Genomic DNA, 15,849 nt, shown 5'->3' with positions numbered 1-15,849 from the left:
GTTTCCTCAAACGATCTCGATGTTTTCCGCCAGCGCCGCGCAGCCGAGGTCTTCAATCACATAAGCCTCGTTGACCGACTCGAAGTTCTCGACCCGGTCGCGCGCCGCGTTGTCGACCACCGTGCGCCGGCGGCTGCCTTCCTGCCAGTACACCGACAGGTTATCGAGACGGGTGACGAACAGGCCGTGGGCGGGGAAGTGCGGCACGCGGACGGCGGGCAGGTTGCCGATGCGTTTCTGGCTGGTGACCAGGTCGGCCGCCAGCATTTCGCTGGGGGCGTTGGGCCTGTTGATGATGGGGAAGTACTTGTCGGCAAGGATCTTGCGCCCGCAGATCACCACCAGTTCGGTGTCCTCCTGATACCACGGCTCGATCAGCTCGCTGACCATGGCGAACACCAGGGCGTCGATGTTCTCGAAGTCCTGGCCGGCGCCAATGGCGATCTTGCCGCTCTCGGCGACGACTTCCGACATCACCCGGGCTGCGTTTTCCTGGCGCATTTTTTCCAGCCAGCCGACGTTGACGTCTTGCAGCAGCGGGTGGGTCGCCGGGTTGGAGGTGGCGGCACGGGTGGTGCCGTTCCAGCCAATGCAGATGCGGTTGAGCGCCATCAGCTTGATGATGGCGTCACGGATGCGCGCCTGGAAGTTGGGGAATTTGGCCCAGGCATCGAGCTTCGGATACTTGAGGTGGGTGTCGTAGTTGGTCTGGGTACAGATGTAGCCGCGGTTATCCAAGCCGGTCGGGTCGCGAGTTTCGCGGGCTTTGGCATCGGTGTCGGTGGTGCTGGCGATGTTGCCGTTGACGCCCAGGCCGATCTTTTCGCCCATTTGGTCGGTGACCGGATAGGTGTTGATCATGCTGAGGAACTGGCTGGATTCCTGAATCCGGCTTTCCAGCTTTTGCGCGACGGCGGGGGCAGCGGCGAATTTGGTGGTGACGTCTGGCACGCCGTGCAGCTTCGCCAGTTGCGTCAGGTATTCGTTGTACAGCAGGCGGGTTTCGTTACGCATGGAAGTCTCCGGGTAGTCGTGAGCGCGGGGTTCAGCAGTCGGTGAGGTCGCGACCGCTGCCACCGGAAACGGGCGGGCGATCTTGCTGGGTGCGGTCCTGGGTGGTGCCGAGGCGTTGCACCAGGTCGTCGAAGTGCGTTTGCAGGGTGTGCAGGCGAGTCGCGAGGGTGCTGCGCTCGGCCTGCTCGACGGCCGCGGCGGTTAACTGTTCGCGGGCGTGCTCGGCCAGCGCTTCTATTGCTTCGGTCAGTTCGGTGAACTGCAAGGCGTGTTGGCTGTTGTCGTGGCGGTGCTTGCCCAAGGCCTCCAGCACTCGTGCGAACAGGCCGGCGACGCGGCCTTCGGCGTCGCCCACTTCGTCGAACTCCAGCTCGACCTCGACCGCCTCGCTGAACAGGTTGCCGGGGTCTTGCTTGCGCGCCTGCAAGGGGTTGGCATCGGGGTGCTGGGCGCTGAAGGTGAGCATTTCCGTGCCAAGGCTGGCGGGGGTATCGGTGACGGCGATGCCGTCGAGATAGGCGCGACCGGTGTCGGCGAACTTCGGGCGGATCTCGATGCTGGTGTAGAGCTTTTGCCGCGCCTTGTTCAGCTGGATCAGTTCGGCGGTCGGCTCGATCTGGGCAAACAGCGCCAGTTTGCGCTTGCCGGCGACTTCCACCTCGTCGGTTTTCAACGCCACGACATCGCCATAGGCCTTGAACGGGCCGTCGGGGAGCAGGCTGCGCAGGTGCTCCAGCCAGACGCGAGCGGCGTAGGTGTTGGGGCTGTAGGTTTCCGCCGCATCGACCAGCCACTGGCGTTCGATAGTACGGCCGTCGGTGGTGGCACCTTCCACGGCGACGCGGAAGAACTTGCTGCGGTGTTTCTTGGTGGGGGTGTCGGTCTTGCCGGCCATGGGCGGTGTCCTCGAGGCAGTGGCGTTGTGCCGTGCGATGAGGGCCATGGTCGGCAGCAGGGCGCTGGCCGGCAACGTGCGCTGGCTGTAGGGCAGCGGGCTACAGGCGGGCGCGATAGGGGTTCGCGCCCGCGACCGGCAGCATCGGCGCCATGAACACCACCGCCCAGCCCGCCACCGACGCCCGTCGCCACGCCAAATTCCTTTACTGGACCGGCTGGCGCATCACCGATATCGCCGACTACCTGCACGAGAAGGAAAAGACCGTGCACAGCTGGAAGGCCCGCGACGGCTGGGACCGGGCTGACAGCGTCGAGCGCATCGGCGGGGCGTTGGAGGCGCGCCTGGTGCAACTGATCCTCAAGGACGGCAAGAACGGCGGCGACTTCAAGGAAATCGACCTGCTGCACCGGCAACTGGAACGTCAGGCGCGGATTCAGCGCTACCAGGGCGGCGGCAGTGAAACAGACCTGAACCCCAACATCGCCAGGCGCAACGAAGCACCAAAGAAGACGGCAGTGCGCAACGCGCTGGATGAGCAGCAGATCGAAACATTGGTCGAGGCCTTCCGCGATCAGTGTTTCGATTACCAGCTCGACTGGTATCGCGCCGGCAACCAGCGCACGCGCATGCTGCTCAAGAGCCGGCAGATCGGCGCAACGTTCTACTTCGCCCGCGAGGCGCTGATCGACGCCATCACCACCGGGCGCAATCAGATCTTTCTCTCTGCCAGCAAGGCCCAGGCGCACCAGTTCAAGACCTACATGCAGGCGTTCCTCAACGAAGTGCTGGGCGTGAAGCTGACCGGCGATCCCATCGTGCTGTGGAACAACGCCGAGCTGCACTTTCTTGGCACCAACTTCCGCACGGCCCAGGGCCGCACAGGCAATTTCTACTTCGATGAGTTTTTCTGGGTCCACGGCTTCAAAGAAGTCGAAAAGGCCGCCTCGGCCATGGCCCTGCAAAAGCGCTTTCGCAAGACCTATTTCTCGACCCCCAGCAGCATGGCGCACCCGGCGTATACCTGGTGGACGGGCGAGCGGCTGAACAAGGGCAAGCCGACCGCCAAACACCTCAAGCTGGATGTGAGCCACCGAGCGCTGCAACAGGGCCGGTTGTGCGAGGACAGGATCTGGCGGCAGATCGTGACCATTCTCGACGCAGAGGCGCGGGGCTGCGACCTGTTCGAGCTTGATGACCTGCGCATCGAATACGACGCCGCCGCATTCCAGAACCTGCTGATGTGCGAATTCGTCGACGACGGCGCGAGCATCTTCCCTCTGGCGATGTTGCAGCCATGCATGGTCGACAGCTGGGCGGTGTGGAGCGACTACAAGCCGTTCGCCGCCCGACCCTTTGCCGACCGTCAGGTGTGGGTCGGCTATGACCCGGCAGAAACGACTGACAGCGCCGGACTGGTGGTGGTAGCCCCACCGCTGGTGCCGGGGGGCACGTTTCGCGTGCTCGAGCGCCACCAGTTCCGCGGCATGGACTTCAACGCCCAGGCCGAGACCATCCGCAAGGTCACGCAGCGCTACTGGGTCACCTACATCGGCATCGACACCACGGGGATGGGGTCGGCGGTGGCGCAGTTGGTGCGGCAGTTCTTTCCTGGGCTGCGGACCTTTTCCTACAGCCCAGAGGTGAAGTCGCGCCTGGTGATGAAGGCCGTCGACGTCATCAGTAAAGGCCGCCTGGAGTTCGACGCCGGCTGGACCGACGTCGCCCAGTCGCTCATGGCGATCCGCAAGACCCTGACCGCCGGCGGGCGGCAATTCACTTACACCGCAGGCCGCACCGAATCCACCGGCCACGCCGATCTGGCGTGGGCGCTGTTTCACGCCCTGCACAACGAGCCGTTGGAAGGGCAGACCACGGCCAATACCGGATTTATGGAGATTTATGCATGAGCGATAGTGACAAGCCGATTCAACACGGCGAGCTGGCTGCAAAGGGCAGGGCAGGCGAGGCCATGGCCTTTACCTTTGGCGAACCGGTGCCCGTGCTCGATGGCCGGGAAATACTCGACTACCTGGAGTGTTGGTCTAATGGCCGCTGGTATGAACCGCCGGTCAACCTCGACGGCCTGGCCCGATCCACCCGCGCCAGCGTGTATCTGCAATCAGGGCTGACCTTCAAACGCAACATGCTGGTGCGCAGTTTCATTCCCCACCGACTGCTGAGCAGGCAAGCGTTCGAGCAGATCGTCATGGATTGGGGATGGTGCGGCAACCTGTACCTGGAGAAGAAAGACAACATGCTGCGCCAGGCCCTCGGCCTGCAACCGTGCCTGGCGAAGTACATGCGCCGCGGGATCGACTTGCAGACTTACTACCAGGTACGCGGCTGGAATGATGAACATGTGTTCAAGGCTGGCAGCATCTGCCACTTGCGCGAGGCTGATATCAACCAGGAAGTGTACGGTTTGCCGGAATGGTTGCCGGCGTTACAGAGTGCGTTGTTGAATGAAAGCGCTACGCTGTTTCGGCGTAAGTATTACCAGAATGGCAGTCATGCGGGGTTTATCTTGTACATGACTGACCCTGCGCACAGTGAGCAGTTTGTCGATGATCTGCGGGATGCGATGAAGAATTCCAAGGGGCCGGGGAATTTCCGTAACCTGTTCATGTATGCGCCGAATGGGAAGAAGGATGGGATTCAGTTGTTGCCGATTAGTGAGGTGGCGGCTAAAGATGACTTTGGGGCGATCAAGAATATTAGTCGGGATGATTTGCTGGCGGCGTTGAGGATACCGCCGCAGTTGATGGGGGTGGTGCCGCAGAATGCTGGGGGGTTTGGGTCCATTAAGGAGGCGGCGGAGATTTGGGGGGTGAATGAGTTGGAGCCGATCCAAGCACGCCTAGCCCAAATCAATCACTGGATCGGCGAAGAAGTTTTGCGCTTTGGAAACTTCGCAAGCTAGCCTAGGTGTGGAGATGTCTCGCGAAATGAGCAGCGAATGCCTTATAGAAGGTGAGGAAATTAAGTCTTTTTCCGATGCCAAAATTTGGACGTCATAGCATTCTCGTTAGAATCTTCTTCCCAACCTCTCATCCAGCCTTCGTAATCACTATCGGGAGGTATGAGGCTGCCTTCATCATCGATAACAGCTAGTCGGCGAATTAGGCGCTTCTCGCCGGTTAACTTCTTGAAGCGGTCGCGAACGTTGAAGCCTTGGGTTGTGAGGCAGTCTGCGAGTTTACGTGCGAAGAATAGAATGTCATTTACGTAAACTGCCATTCCTTGGACTGAGGTACCGTACTCGTTGTTAACCACTCCTTTCACGGGTATGCCGAGGTAAAAGTGGTACGAGGTGAATCCTTCAGGTAATTCTGAATTCTTAAACTTTTCAAGAATGGCATTGTACTCATCAATGAAGTTATTCAAGCATGAAACTGAATCTGCGAGCGCTGTCAATGACCTGACCCCATTCGGCGAAACATTCATGCTTCCGAAGATGAGGGACTGTAGCTCAGAGATAGGTGGTGTGATTTTTTGAATTCTTAGATTTTCTATATTTAGACTAAAGGGAATGTTTTTGTTTTTTTCTGCTTTGTAAGCTTCAAATTGTTCTAGGTCAGATTTATGCTTTTCACAAATTGCGGAAATGAATTGCTTTTTAAGCGACCCTGCCACATTGAGAGCTGAGAAGGACAGAGTCAATGCGACGTCAATAGCCCTAAGCTCGCTGAGTAATTCGTCTCTGAGTTTCGCATTTCTGGCTATACGGCCCGCCATCCAAGCACCAAATCCAGCGCCAAACCCGGCGCTAATGAGAGCGCTACTCCATACTCCTATGTCTAAGCTCGGAAAATTCGTGATTACAGGTAGTAGCGGCGCTGTGGCCGTATATATCCCATTAGTAGGGTTCCACAGATCGGTCATTGCAATCTCTCTTAATGAAGTCCTGGACCATTCGGGCACCTTAGATGGCGTCGTACCAAAGTGTCAAATACGGCGAGCTCTCATTCAAGCGAAAGTAAGCGACAGTTAAGAAGCTCTCACCAGCTTTGCATTTTAGAGCCATTGCGAGCACAATGGCTTTCGAATGGGCTGTGTGGGTTGGCCCGCCTATAGCGGGCTAGGTCTAGCTGGCGGATTTAGTGTGCTTCACTGAGTAATCGGATAGTAAGCTTTCAACGTCCAGCTTATAATAGTCTATGAGTTTGTTGAGTTTTCCATCGCTGATAGTTTCCAAGTCGTAACTGATCAGCTCTGTGGTAAAGCTTTTGAAGTTATCTCTGAGTTTGTTGAGGGAAGTCCTGCGCATTATCTCAACTTCATGAGTAAAGTTTGCGTGGTAGGACAGCTTCTTGGTCGGGATTATCAGTATTCTTTTACAGCTGGCGTCCCCATAATTTTCAGTAAACCATCCGCAGTGAGTGTTCATCTGGCCCGCTTCGTGCTTATTGATTTCGACGCGGTTACTCTCTACTTCGTTTTTGCTTTCCAGCATGATGTAGCTATTAGGCGCTACGCACCACAGATTGTCTGGGCCTTTTTTGATTTCTTTGTCAGGCCGCTGACTGATAAATCCAAGTGCCTCGCCAACTTGTTTGATTGCAGCCTCAAATTTTTCAGACGCGACACCAAAGGCTAAGTTGTCAAGGATGTCGCTAATTGTAAGCTGGAACTCTTCGCTGGACTTGAAGCTTTTAAGCCAGTCTTTAATTCTGCTAAGTCTATTCTCATTAATGTAGTTAATTTTTTTGTACGTAATCCCACTTTTCGGCTTGAGCAAGTGTGTGTTCAAGCCGAACGCTGTTGCCTGAATTGTATTTGATTCAATCTTGCTAGTGCTGAATTTGTATCTGGCGAGCTGTTGCAAATACCACGCTTTCTCGGTTGGATTCGAGCTGAAGCGATCGCTGAGGTTTTGCATGATTTCACATGCCTTGTCAAACTTCCCTGCTGCATACAAAACTTCCGCATCATACTCAATTTTCAAAACGTCATATAGGGCTTCTCGGCGACTAGCGTCGTCGATTCCTTCCATCTCTTCAACGTAAAACTCTTTCCAGGCATCATCCCTCTGTAAACACTGGTTGATGGTGCTGAAGAGTATTTTTTTCAGGTCAGCTTCTTTCTCAGTTTCTTCTTTGGCAAATGATGCGATTTGTAAACCTATGTCAATTTGTTTTTGTGTTTGACTTGAAAAATATCTTTTGGTGGACTGGCTTTTTATGAATTTTGTAAGGTTTCCACCTGTAATGATAATGATGCTGTAGTCTTTTTCACCGCGTACACTTCGCCCAAGCCCCTGCTCAACTTTTTGGGCAACCTTTATGTTGATGATGTCGCTTTCAATGCGGCACTCCTCTTCATATCGATCTAGTAGTGAGTCAAAATATGGCTTCGAATCAAGTACCAATATACGGCAAGCATCATCAGGTAGATCGATTCCGTCATATCTGTTGGCGAAAACAACTGAATTTTCAACTTTTCCATTTTTTAGATCTTGGACAATGCTGAATATAGTTTCCGTTTTTGCTACCTGCGCGCCGAGCTTAGAGTATTGTGCTTCTTTGCTGAAGTCTGGAGTTAGAAACACGATTCCAAACTTTTTCTTTGTCAAAGGTCTTGCTAGCCAGTCTACGATGAATTCTCGATCTAGAGTGGTATCGATTAATGACGGAATCAAGATCATTTTTTCGCCAGACCAGCGGAGCGTTGGATTGGTCAGTGGTTGCTCAACGGCCTTGATATCGAAACCGAGACCTTTGATTGCGAAAGAGTCATCCTGCGTAGTAGCAGACATTAAAATTCGCTGCTTCGCCTTTGCAAATGACCCGAATGCTCCAATGGGCATGAGTATTGGGGAAATCTCTAGATGGTTCCCGGAGAAGAAAGCTTGGCAGTGATTTAGTTGATTTTTTATAAGCTCCCAGGCGAATGCTATTTTTTTATATTCTCTATATTCTAGCAGTAGCCGAGTGATTTCGTCTTTTCGTTCGATCCAGCTCCAGTATGGCACTGGAAGCATCGTATTGTAGGTGCCGTTCTCTATTTCGAGGTAGCTTCCTTCACCCTGCTCACGGAGATCAGACTCAAATATTTGAAGAAGTTTTTTATAGATTTCGTGGTCTTTAGGAATTGTTACAGTGAGTGATGATCGGATTGAGTCAATGCATGCGTGGGAGTCGTCTAATACAACAGAGCCTACGGCTATCGACTTATTAAATAGCCCAAACTTGGTTTTCCCGTTGAAAAGTTTTTGCACATGTGTGATTAGAATGCTTTTCCCTACCACGAAGTCATCAGGTACTTCGCCATCGCTCCCTATCTCGCAAAAAGGGATCCCGAATTTTCTAGCCTCTAACCTTACTTGGTTCGCAAGATAAATATTAGGGCACACAAATAGGCTGGGTTCTTGCGTTTCATTTAGCTTTGCTTGAAGCAATAGGAGGCCTATTAATGTCTTGCCCTCGCCTGTATGCAACTTGATTATATTGTCTCGCTTCGATCTGTGGTCGTTGTGCCAAGCATCCAAGATCGCATGTTGAGATGGGCGGAGAGGCCCTGCTTCGCTGCGCCTGTCCAGAGAATCATAAATCTCTATCGGATGAGTTTTACGTTCTGCCGTCTTATTTTTGAGTCGTGATCGGAAGTCAACCATCGCAGTATCCTTTGCGTTCTCAATGTCGATATAGCTGTTTGGGATGCTAGCGAAGAGCCATCTCCGAGTCCAGCGGTGGATCGGGGTTAGCGCTGGATTTGGGAGGTGGAATCGTAATCGACGCAGCCGATTGGTACCTTTGCGGATCGCTCAGAGGCACTAAGATCAGCTGGCGCGCAATCGTCCCCCCGCCACGCCTGCGGGCTAAACGTGTCGGTATTTCCGCACCTCGGCGCTGCGGGGCCATGGCGTTGGCCCTGGCTTGGGACGGCTCAGGAATGCCGCAAGCCCACCTGCAAATCCCTGCGACGAGAGTACGTCCAGTGATCCCTTAAAGGGGCAGCCAGAGCGTTTTCAGCCGGACCCATCCAAAAAAGGTAATTTCGGTTAGGAGAGGTGCGGATCGCTCTGGAGGCCTTATATCTAAAGGGTTTCGACGATTACCCAACTAGGTAATCTCAGGTAAGCAGAAAGGTAATTTTCTGCTATCTATTTGATTTTAAACGATTTATTTACATGACCAATCAACCTGTTCTTTGGGTAATCCAGTTACCTTTCAATTACCAAAAAATTACCTATCCGTACTCCTCTACAAGCCTTGATCTGCGGGGCCTACAGCGGTTTTTCGAATCCCGATTACCAAAATTACCTTTTTTTGATGGGTCAACCTGAAATGGCGTTTTCCCTACCGGCTACCTTCTAGGCGAACGACTCACGCACAAGCACTGGGAATATCTTGGGAACAAAAGCACGCACACACACGTCCGCAAGCCCACGGAAATCAAGGGTTCCAGCCAGGCGCTGAGCCATTTGATGAGTTCGAATCTCTACGCTTCCGCCACATTCAAACCCCTGAGTGATCAGGGGTTTTTGCGTTTCTGAGGGTGGCAAAAAACAGCGCCCCGAGTTCTGGTCCAAACGGGTTTCTCTCTGGTTTCCACGTAGTCTTGGGATTCAACCAAGCCGCACACAGGAGGCATCCAACGAGCATGGAGCCGAGAATTCCTTTCCCCTCAACAGCCACCACGCCGAGGCCCACAGCCATCGGTTTCGCCTAGGGCGACGTTGCGGTGGTACACACAGCGAAAATAAAAACAATACGAGAAAGATTCCTATTCGCTATGATGCGGGTCTTCCGCTGAGTGCTCTTCGGAGTGCATGTTCATAACGATCAACAGGTTTGCCCATGCCCATTCCCCATTTTCCTCGCAGAAACGCTCTGACTTCGATTTGGTTGCCCATTGGCTTGATCGCCAGTTTCAGCTCGCCGCTGGTGCTGGCGGCGCAGGCGGCGCTGGAGATTCCGGTGGAGGAGGCGCAGCCGGCTGAGCGAGCTGCCAGCCAGGGTGGTGGGGTGGTGATGGAGTTGGAGGAAACGGCGATTTCGGCCAGTGCCGATGCGTCGCGGGACGGGCTGGTGCCGGAGTACGAGGGCGGGCAGGTCGCTCGCGGTGGGCGGGTCGGTATTCTTGGCAACAAGGATTACATGGAGACGCCGTTCACTTCGACGTCGTATACCAACCAGCTGATTCAGGACCAGCAGGCGCACAGCGTTGCGGACATCTTGCAGAACGACCCGTCGGTGCGCACGGCGCGGGGCTTCGGCAATTTTCAGGAGCTGTACGTAGTGCGCGGTTTTCCGCTGTACTCCGATGACATTGCCTACAACGGTTTGTACGGATTGCTGCCTCGCCAGTATGTTGCGGCGGAGTTCATCGAGCGGGTCGAGGTGTTCCGCGGCGCCAGTGCCTTCCTCAATGGTGCGGCGCCGGGTGGCACCGGCATCGGTGGGGCAATCAACATTCTGCCCAAGCGGGCGCCCAACGAGCCGTTGACGCGCCTGACCGTCGGTGCGGAAAACCGTGGCTTCGGCACGGTGTCGGCGGACGTGGCGCGGCGCTTTGGCGAAGGCGATCGTTTTGGTGTGCGGGTCAACGCGGCCAAGCGCGGTGGTGAGACGGCGGTAGAGGATCAGGACCGCAACCTGGATATGTTCGCGCTGGGTCTGGACTACCAGGGCGATCGTCTGCGCTTGTCGGGTGACATCGGCCAGCAGTACCACTTCATCGATACGCCGCAGCCGAGCGTAACGCCGCGTGGTGGGGTGCCTAGCCCACCCGATGCCGACAAGAACTACGGCCAGTCGTGGACCTACTCGAAGGAGAAACAGGCATTCGGCACGCTGCGCGCCGAGTACGACCTTACCGAAGCGGTCACCACTTGGGCTGCCGTCGGCATGCGCAAGGGCGAAGAGAAGAACGTGCTGGCCAACCCGTCGTCCGACGCTGCGGGCGTAACCCGAGCCAACCGCTTCGACAACTACCGCGAAGACACTGTCACCACAGGAGAAGTCGGTATGCGCTACAACGTGCGAACCGGGCCTGTCTCTCATCAGTGGGTGGTTTCCGGATCGATGTACGACACCAAGGAGCGCAATGCCTGGGCCGGTAACTTCGGCGGCTTCACCGATGATCTGTACAACCCGGTTGGTTTTGCCAAACCCGATAATGTGAGATTCAGTGGATCGCTTTCCGACCCTAAAATTGTTGCTCGCACCCACACCCAAAGCCTCGCCATCGCCGACACCCTGGGGTTCTTCGACGACCAGTTGCAAGTCACCTTGGGCGCACGCCGACAGGGGCTGGATGTCACCGGTTATGACTACGACACTGGCAACAAGACCTCCAAGTACAACCGCTACGAAACCACTCCGGTCGCCGGTGTGGTCTATCAGCTGGATGAGCAGTGGTCGGTCTACGGCAACTACATCGAGGGCCTGACCAAGGGCGATACCGCCGGGGCCACTACGACACTGCCGGATGGCTCCACCGCGCCAATCCTCAACCCAGGCGCCTCACTCGCCCCCTACGTCGCCAAACAGACCGAATTCGGCCTCAAGTACGACGGCGGTGGCTTGGGTGGCAGCCTGGCGGTGTTCGAAACGCGCAAGCCGGTGGCTATCGTCGACAACCTGGTGTTCAAGGATGGCGGCGAGCAACGTAACCGCGGCGTCGAGCTGTCGATGTTCGGCGAGCCGACCCAGGGCGTACGCCTGCTGGGCGGGGTGACCTTGCTCGATGCCAAGCTGACCAAGACCCAGAATGGCGTCGATGATGGCAACCGGGCGATCGGTGTGCCCAAGGTCCAGGCCAATATCGGTGGCGAGTTGGACGTGCCGGGTGTCGATGGCCTAACCTTGACCAGCCGAGTCATCTACACCGGCCGTCAGTACGTGAACACCGCCAACACCCTGGACATCCCGTCGTGGACGCGTCTGGACCTCGGCGCACGCTATGGCTTCAAGGTCGACGACAAGGACGTGACCCTGCGTGCGCGCCTGGACAACGTCGCCGGCCGCGACTATTGGGCTTCCACCGGCGGTTACCCCGGCCAGAACTACCTGGTGCTGGGTGCTCCGCGTACCTTGTCGCTCAGCGCTTCGGTGGATTTCTGATACCTGGGTGAACCGGGGCCAGCCGTTTCGGGCAGGTCTCCAACAAGGCAAAAGGACCGCACGGCGGTCCTTTTGTGCATCTGATGCAGGCGCTGCTCAGTAGCGCGCTTCGATGCCCACGTAGGCGCCGATGCCGTCGCCGGGCCAGAACGCTGCGGTGTCCTGGCCGCGGGCGTTGTACACCGGCGTTACGGCCGTGACATAGGCCTTGTTGGCCAGGTTCTTCAGATCCAGCGAGACTTTCCAGTTGCCTTTAGGCGCCTCATAGCCAACGTTCGCACCCCATATGGTGTAGGACGGCGCGTACAGGCTGTTGGCGTAGTCCACCGAGGTACGCGAGGCGGACTGGGTGTTGATGCCGGTGTACCAGCCGCTGTGGTGCTGGTACTGCACCTCGCCCTGGTAGATGTGCTTGGGTACGCCGGGCAACTGGTTGTTGCCGAAGGTTTCATCGTGGCGGTAGTAGAAGTCGTTGTAGGTATACACCTGACGCCAGCGCACCTGATCGCCCTGGTCGTTTTCCCACAGACGGGTGTTGAGGCCAGCCTCGACGCCCTGGTGAATGGTCGGCGAGGCGTTGAAGGCGCCGGTCACGGCGACGGAATTGCCGGTGGCAGGAATCAGCTGCACGTTCAGCAGTTCGTCACGCAGCCACGAGCGGTACAGCGCCAGGCTGCCGTCGAAAATGCCGTGCGAGCCCTTGATGCCGACCTCGAAAGTGTTGCCTTTCTGCTCCACCAGGGGCCGGGCGTAGGCCAGGGTCGGGCCGGAACCGGAATATTCCCAAGACGCTGGCGGGTCGATGCTGCGGCTGAAGTTGGTGAACAGTTGCAGATTGGGGTTGAGCTCGTAGCGCAGGCCGATGCGCGGTGCGGCGCTCCAGTTGTCGTAGTCGACGTGCTGCGGGAAGTCGGTGGTGTTGGGGTTGACCGCGCGGTCGATGTCGACCTTGCGCCGCACATTGATGAACGACACGCCGCTGGTCAGCCACAGCTTGTCGACCAGGTTGAAATCGTTGCCCAGCGAGATCACCCGGTCGAAGGAATCCTTGTAATCGACCTGTTTCAAGGTCTGCTTGTCGTCGTTGGCCGAGTTGACCCCGCCGCGCAGATGCTGAGTGGAGGTGAAGGCGATGCTGCTGCGGCTTTCGCGACCGAACAGTTGATCGATACGGTCGTAACTCAGCAGTAGGCCCAGGTCGTGCCAGTCCCAGTAGCTGGGGTTGCTCGGGCTGCGCGGATTGTTGGTGTGGCGGTAGTCGTGGTAGGTCAGGCCAAAGGTCAACCGCGCATCGTCATCGAAGGTGTAGGTCGTCTTGCTGCCCAGCCAGATCGTGCCCGGACGGCGTGCACCGGCGCCGCTGGTGACTGCGGTGGCGCTGGCTCGGCGCGGGTGCTTGAGGGCAGCGTCGAGGGTGGTGGCGCTGGGGTCGTTGTGCACTTCGTCGCGGTAACGCAGCAGCAGGCGCGTTTCAAGCTTGGGGCTGAAGCGGTAGCCGGCGTTGGCGACGATGCCTGAACTCTGCGACAGGCTGTGCTCGCGATAGCCCTGGTTGCGGTAGTTGTCGGCTTGCAGGTAGTAGTCCAGGTCGCCCTCGACGCCGCCGTAGCTGATGCTCTGCTTCTGATAGTGGTAGCTGCCGGCCTCGGCACGCACGCGCAGGCCGGGGGCGCTGTAACCGCTGTGATTGACGAAGTTCACCGCACCGCCCAGGGTCAGTGCGCCGTACTGGAAGGCGTTGGCGCCGCGCAGGATTTCGCTGTAGTTGACCCCGCTGGCGTTGAGCAACTCATAGGGCGTGCCGCCGGGGCCGGTCAGCGGCAGGCCGTCGAAGAGAAACTTGATGCCTTCGCGGAAATAGCCCGGCGCTGTGTTGGCGCCCGAACCGCGGATGGAAATCTTCGCCGCATCGTTGCCGCCGGTGGACTGCACGAACACTCCGGGCTGGTAGGCGAGGGTGTCTTGCAGGGTCGCGGTGCGGCCCTTGGCCACTTCTTCGCTGTCGACCACGCTAGTGCCGCCTGGCACTTCGGCCAGGGCACTGGCAGCGCTCTGCACTTCAGATTGCTTGGCGGCTTGTACCGTGACGGTACCGAGTGTTTGGTCGGCGGCCAGCAACGTTGCCGGGGTGAGCCAGGCGGCGGTGGCGGTGGCCAGGGCGGCGTGGCGGATGGCCACGCGCAGGGGGTGGGGATGGATCGCACGCATTGTCGTATTCCTTCAAAGTCATCGTAGGTCCTCGGCGTTCTATGGGAATAGTCAGGCCTGCCAGTAGCGGTCAGAGCAGTTTCCGTGCCACCGGCCAGACCCCGCCAGAGCCGCGCAAAGCGGCGTTCCAGGGCGTGTCCAATGGCCTGAACACGACGTTTTGTTGCGCCACTGTTGCTGCTGCAACAGATGCAGGCGTCGCCCGGCGAGACGAGGTCTGCACAGCACCCTCGGCGCTGTGCCTTGCGCACACTGTTGGCGGCGCAACAGCGCTCGAACAGTTTGCCTGGCAGGCACAACTTCAAGCTCCGCCATCCCCCGCAAACAGGCGGTCCAACCCCTGGCACGTCCCCTGCAATAGCCCTTCGAGCAGCTTCATCACGCTTTCCCGAGCCGCCTCGAAAGGACCCGTTCATGACTTCACCCCCTCTTACCGACGCCGAACTCGACGCTCGCTTCGCGCCGATCCATGCACGCATCGCCGAGGGCGCGCTCGCCCGCGAGCAGCAGCGCAGCCTGGCCCATGAACCGGTGGCGTGGTTGCGCGACGCAGGCTTCGGCGCGTTGCGGGTGCCACGCAGCCATGGCGGCCTGGGCGCCAGCCTGCCGCAGCTGCTGCGCCAGTTGCAGCGCTTGGGCCAGGCCGACTCCAACCTGCCGCAGATCTTCCGCGCCCACTTCGGCTTCGTCGAAGGCCGCCTGGCAAGCAACGACAGTGCCTCGCAGGACTACTGGTTCGCCCGCGTCAGCGCCGGTGAGCTGTGGGGCGCGGCCATGGCCGAGCGCAGCGACAGCACCAGCAATACCGTGCAGTTGAGCGACAGTGCCGACGGCTACCGCCTCGATGGCGAGAAGTACTACTGCACCGGCACCTTGTACGCCGACTGGGTGGCGGCGGTGGCCAACCATGGCGATGGCTTCGTCAGCCTGGCGGTGCCGACCGACGCCGCCGGCGTGCAGCGCATCGATGACTGGGATGGCTTCGGTCAGCGCCTGACTGGCAGCGGCACCACCCGCTTCGAGCAGGTCGCGGTGCCGGAGCAACACGTGCTGCGGCGCTTCGCCAAAGGCGAGTTGCGCGCCGAGTCGTACCTCACAGCGTTCTACCAAGCGGTGCACCTGGCCACCCTGGCCGGGATCGCCCATGCGGTGCTGGCCGATGCGGTGGCCTTCGTTCAGGGCCGCACCCGCGCGTTCGGTGTGCCGGGGCAGTCGCGGCCCAGCGCCGATCCACTGGTGCAGGCGGTGATCGGTCGTCTGTCGAGCCTGGCGTTCTCTGCCCAGGCGCAGGTCGCGGCGGTCGCGCAGAGCCTGCAAGCGGTGTACGAGGCCGGTCAGCAGGGCGAGGTGCCCGAGCAGCTGTACACCGATGCGGAAATCCACACCTTCCAGGCCCAGCAGATCGTCCTTGCCCAGGTGCTGGAGGCCAGCACCTTGCTGTTCGAAGTGGGCGGTGCCTCGGCCACCAGCAACAGCCGCCGGCTCGACCGCCACTGGCGCAATGCCCGCACCTTGGCCTCGCACAACCCGGCGATCTACCGCGAGCAGGCGCTGGGCGACTACTACCTCAACGGCATCAGCCCGGCCCAGGCCTGGCGTGCCCGTCATGCCGCGGCCAGCGAAGGCCAAGGCAGCGGCGATGAAGCCAGCGCAGTCTGATCA

General features: G+C 58.2%; 9 protein-coding genes. 4 read left to right on the top strand and 5 right to left on the bottom strand.

The window, feature by feature from the left end; genetic code table 11:
• Positions 1–6: 6 nt before the first annotated feature.
• Both H618_RS0116490 and H618_RS0116485 read right to left on the bottom strand, forming a co-directional pair.
• Positions 7–1,014, bottom strand: coding sequence for a phage major capsid protein, P2 family (locus H618_RS0116490; protein ID WP_028696117.1), 1,008 nt, complete (start codon positions 1,012–1,014; stop codon positions 7–9).
• A 31-nt stretch (positions 1,015–1,045) separates the two neighbouring features.
• Positions 1,046–1,909: a GPO family capsid scaffolding protein gene (locus H618_RS0116485; protein WP_028696116.1), complete on the bottom strand. Its 864-nt coding sequence runs from the start codon at positions 1,907–1,909 to the stop codon at positions 1,046–1,048.
• A gap of 152 nt (positions 1,910–2,061) precedes the next feature.
• Here H618_RS0116485 and H618_RS0116480 point away from each other — a divergent pair, with 152 nt between their 5' ends.
• Both H618_RS0116480 and H618_RS0116475 read left to right on the top strand, forming a co-directional pair.
• Entirely contained in the window at positions 2,062–3,819 is a 1,758-nt protein-coding gene (locus H618_RS0116480) for a terminase ATPase subunit family protein (RefSeq protein WP_028696115.1), read from the top strand.
• Complete coding sequence (locus H618_RS0116475; protein ID WP_028696114.1) at positions 3,816–4,832, top strand: phage portal protein; 1,017 nt, start codon at positions 3,816–3,818, stop codon at positions 4,830–4,832. Before H618_RS0116480 ends, H618_RS0116475 begins: the two co-directional genes overlap by 4 nt.
• A 59-nt stretch (positions 4,833–4,891) precedes the next feature.
• Here H618_RS0116475 and H618_RS22820 read toward each other — a convergent pair whose 3' ends face one another.
• Complete coding sequence (locus tag H618_RS22820; RefSeq protein WP_154660679.1) at positions 4,892–5,794, bottom strand: hypothetical protein; 903 nt, start codon at positions 5,792–5,794, stop codon at positions 4,892–4,894.
• A 202-nt stretch (positions 5,795–5,996) separates the two neighbouring features.
• Entirely contained in the window at positions 5,997–8,525 is a 2,529-nt protein-coding gene (locus tag H618_RS0116470) for a DEAD/DEAH box helicase family protein (protein ID WP_028696113.1), read from the bottom strand.
• 1,186 nt (positions 8,526–9,711) lie between these two features.
• Here H618_RS0116470 and H618_RS0116465 point away from each other — a divergent pair.
• Positions 9,712–11,979 (top strand): TonB-dependent receptor, encoded by a 2,268-nt coding sequence (locus H618_RS0116465; protein ID WP_028696112.1) that lies wholly within the window; start codon positions 9,712–9,714, stop codon positions 11,977–11,979.
• A 96-nt stretch (positions 11,980–12,075) separates the two neighbouring features.
• Here the strand turns inward: H618_RS0116465 and H618_RS0116460 are convergent, their stop codons facing one another.
• On the bottom strand, positions 12,076–14,187 hold the full coding sequence (locus tag H618_RS0116460) for a TonB-dependent receptor family protein (protein WP_028696111.1): 2,112 nt from the start codon (positions 14,185–14,187) through the stop codon (positions 12,076–12,078).
• Between the two features lie 414 nt (positions 14,188–14,601).
• Here H618_RS0116460 and H618_RS0116455 point away from each other — a divergent pair, with 414 nt between their 5' ends.
• Positions 14,602–15,846 carry an acyl-CoA dehydrogenase family protein gene (locus H618_RS0116455; protein WP_028696110.1) on the top strand — a complete coding sequence of 415 codons (1,245 nt, stop codon included), beginning with the start codon at positions 14,602–14,604 and terminating at the stop codon, positions 15,844–15,846.
• Positions 15,847–15,849: the final 3 nt, after the last annotated feature.

The sequence above is a fragment of the Pseudomonas cremoricolorata DSM 17059 = NBRC 16634 genome (assembly GCF_000425745.1).
Lineage (GTDB): Bacteria > Pseudomonadota > Gammaproteobacteria > Pseudomonadales > Pseudomonadaceae > Aquipseudomonas > Aquipseudomonas cremoricolorata.
The sequence above is the reverse complement of the archived record's forward strand: the minus strand, read 5'-3'. Positions and strand labels throughout refer to the sequence as shown.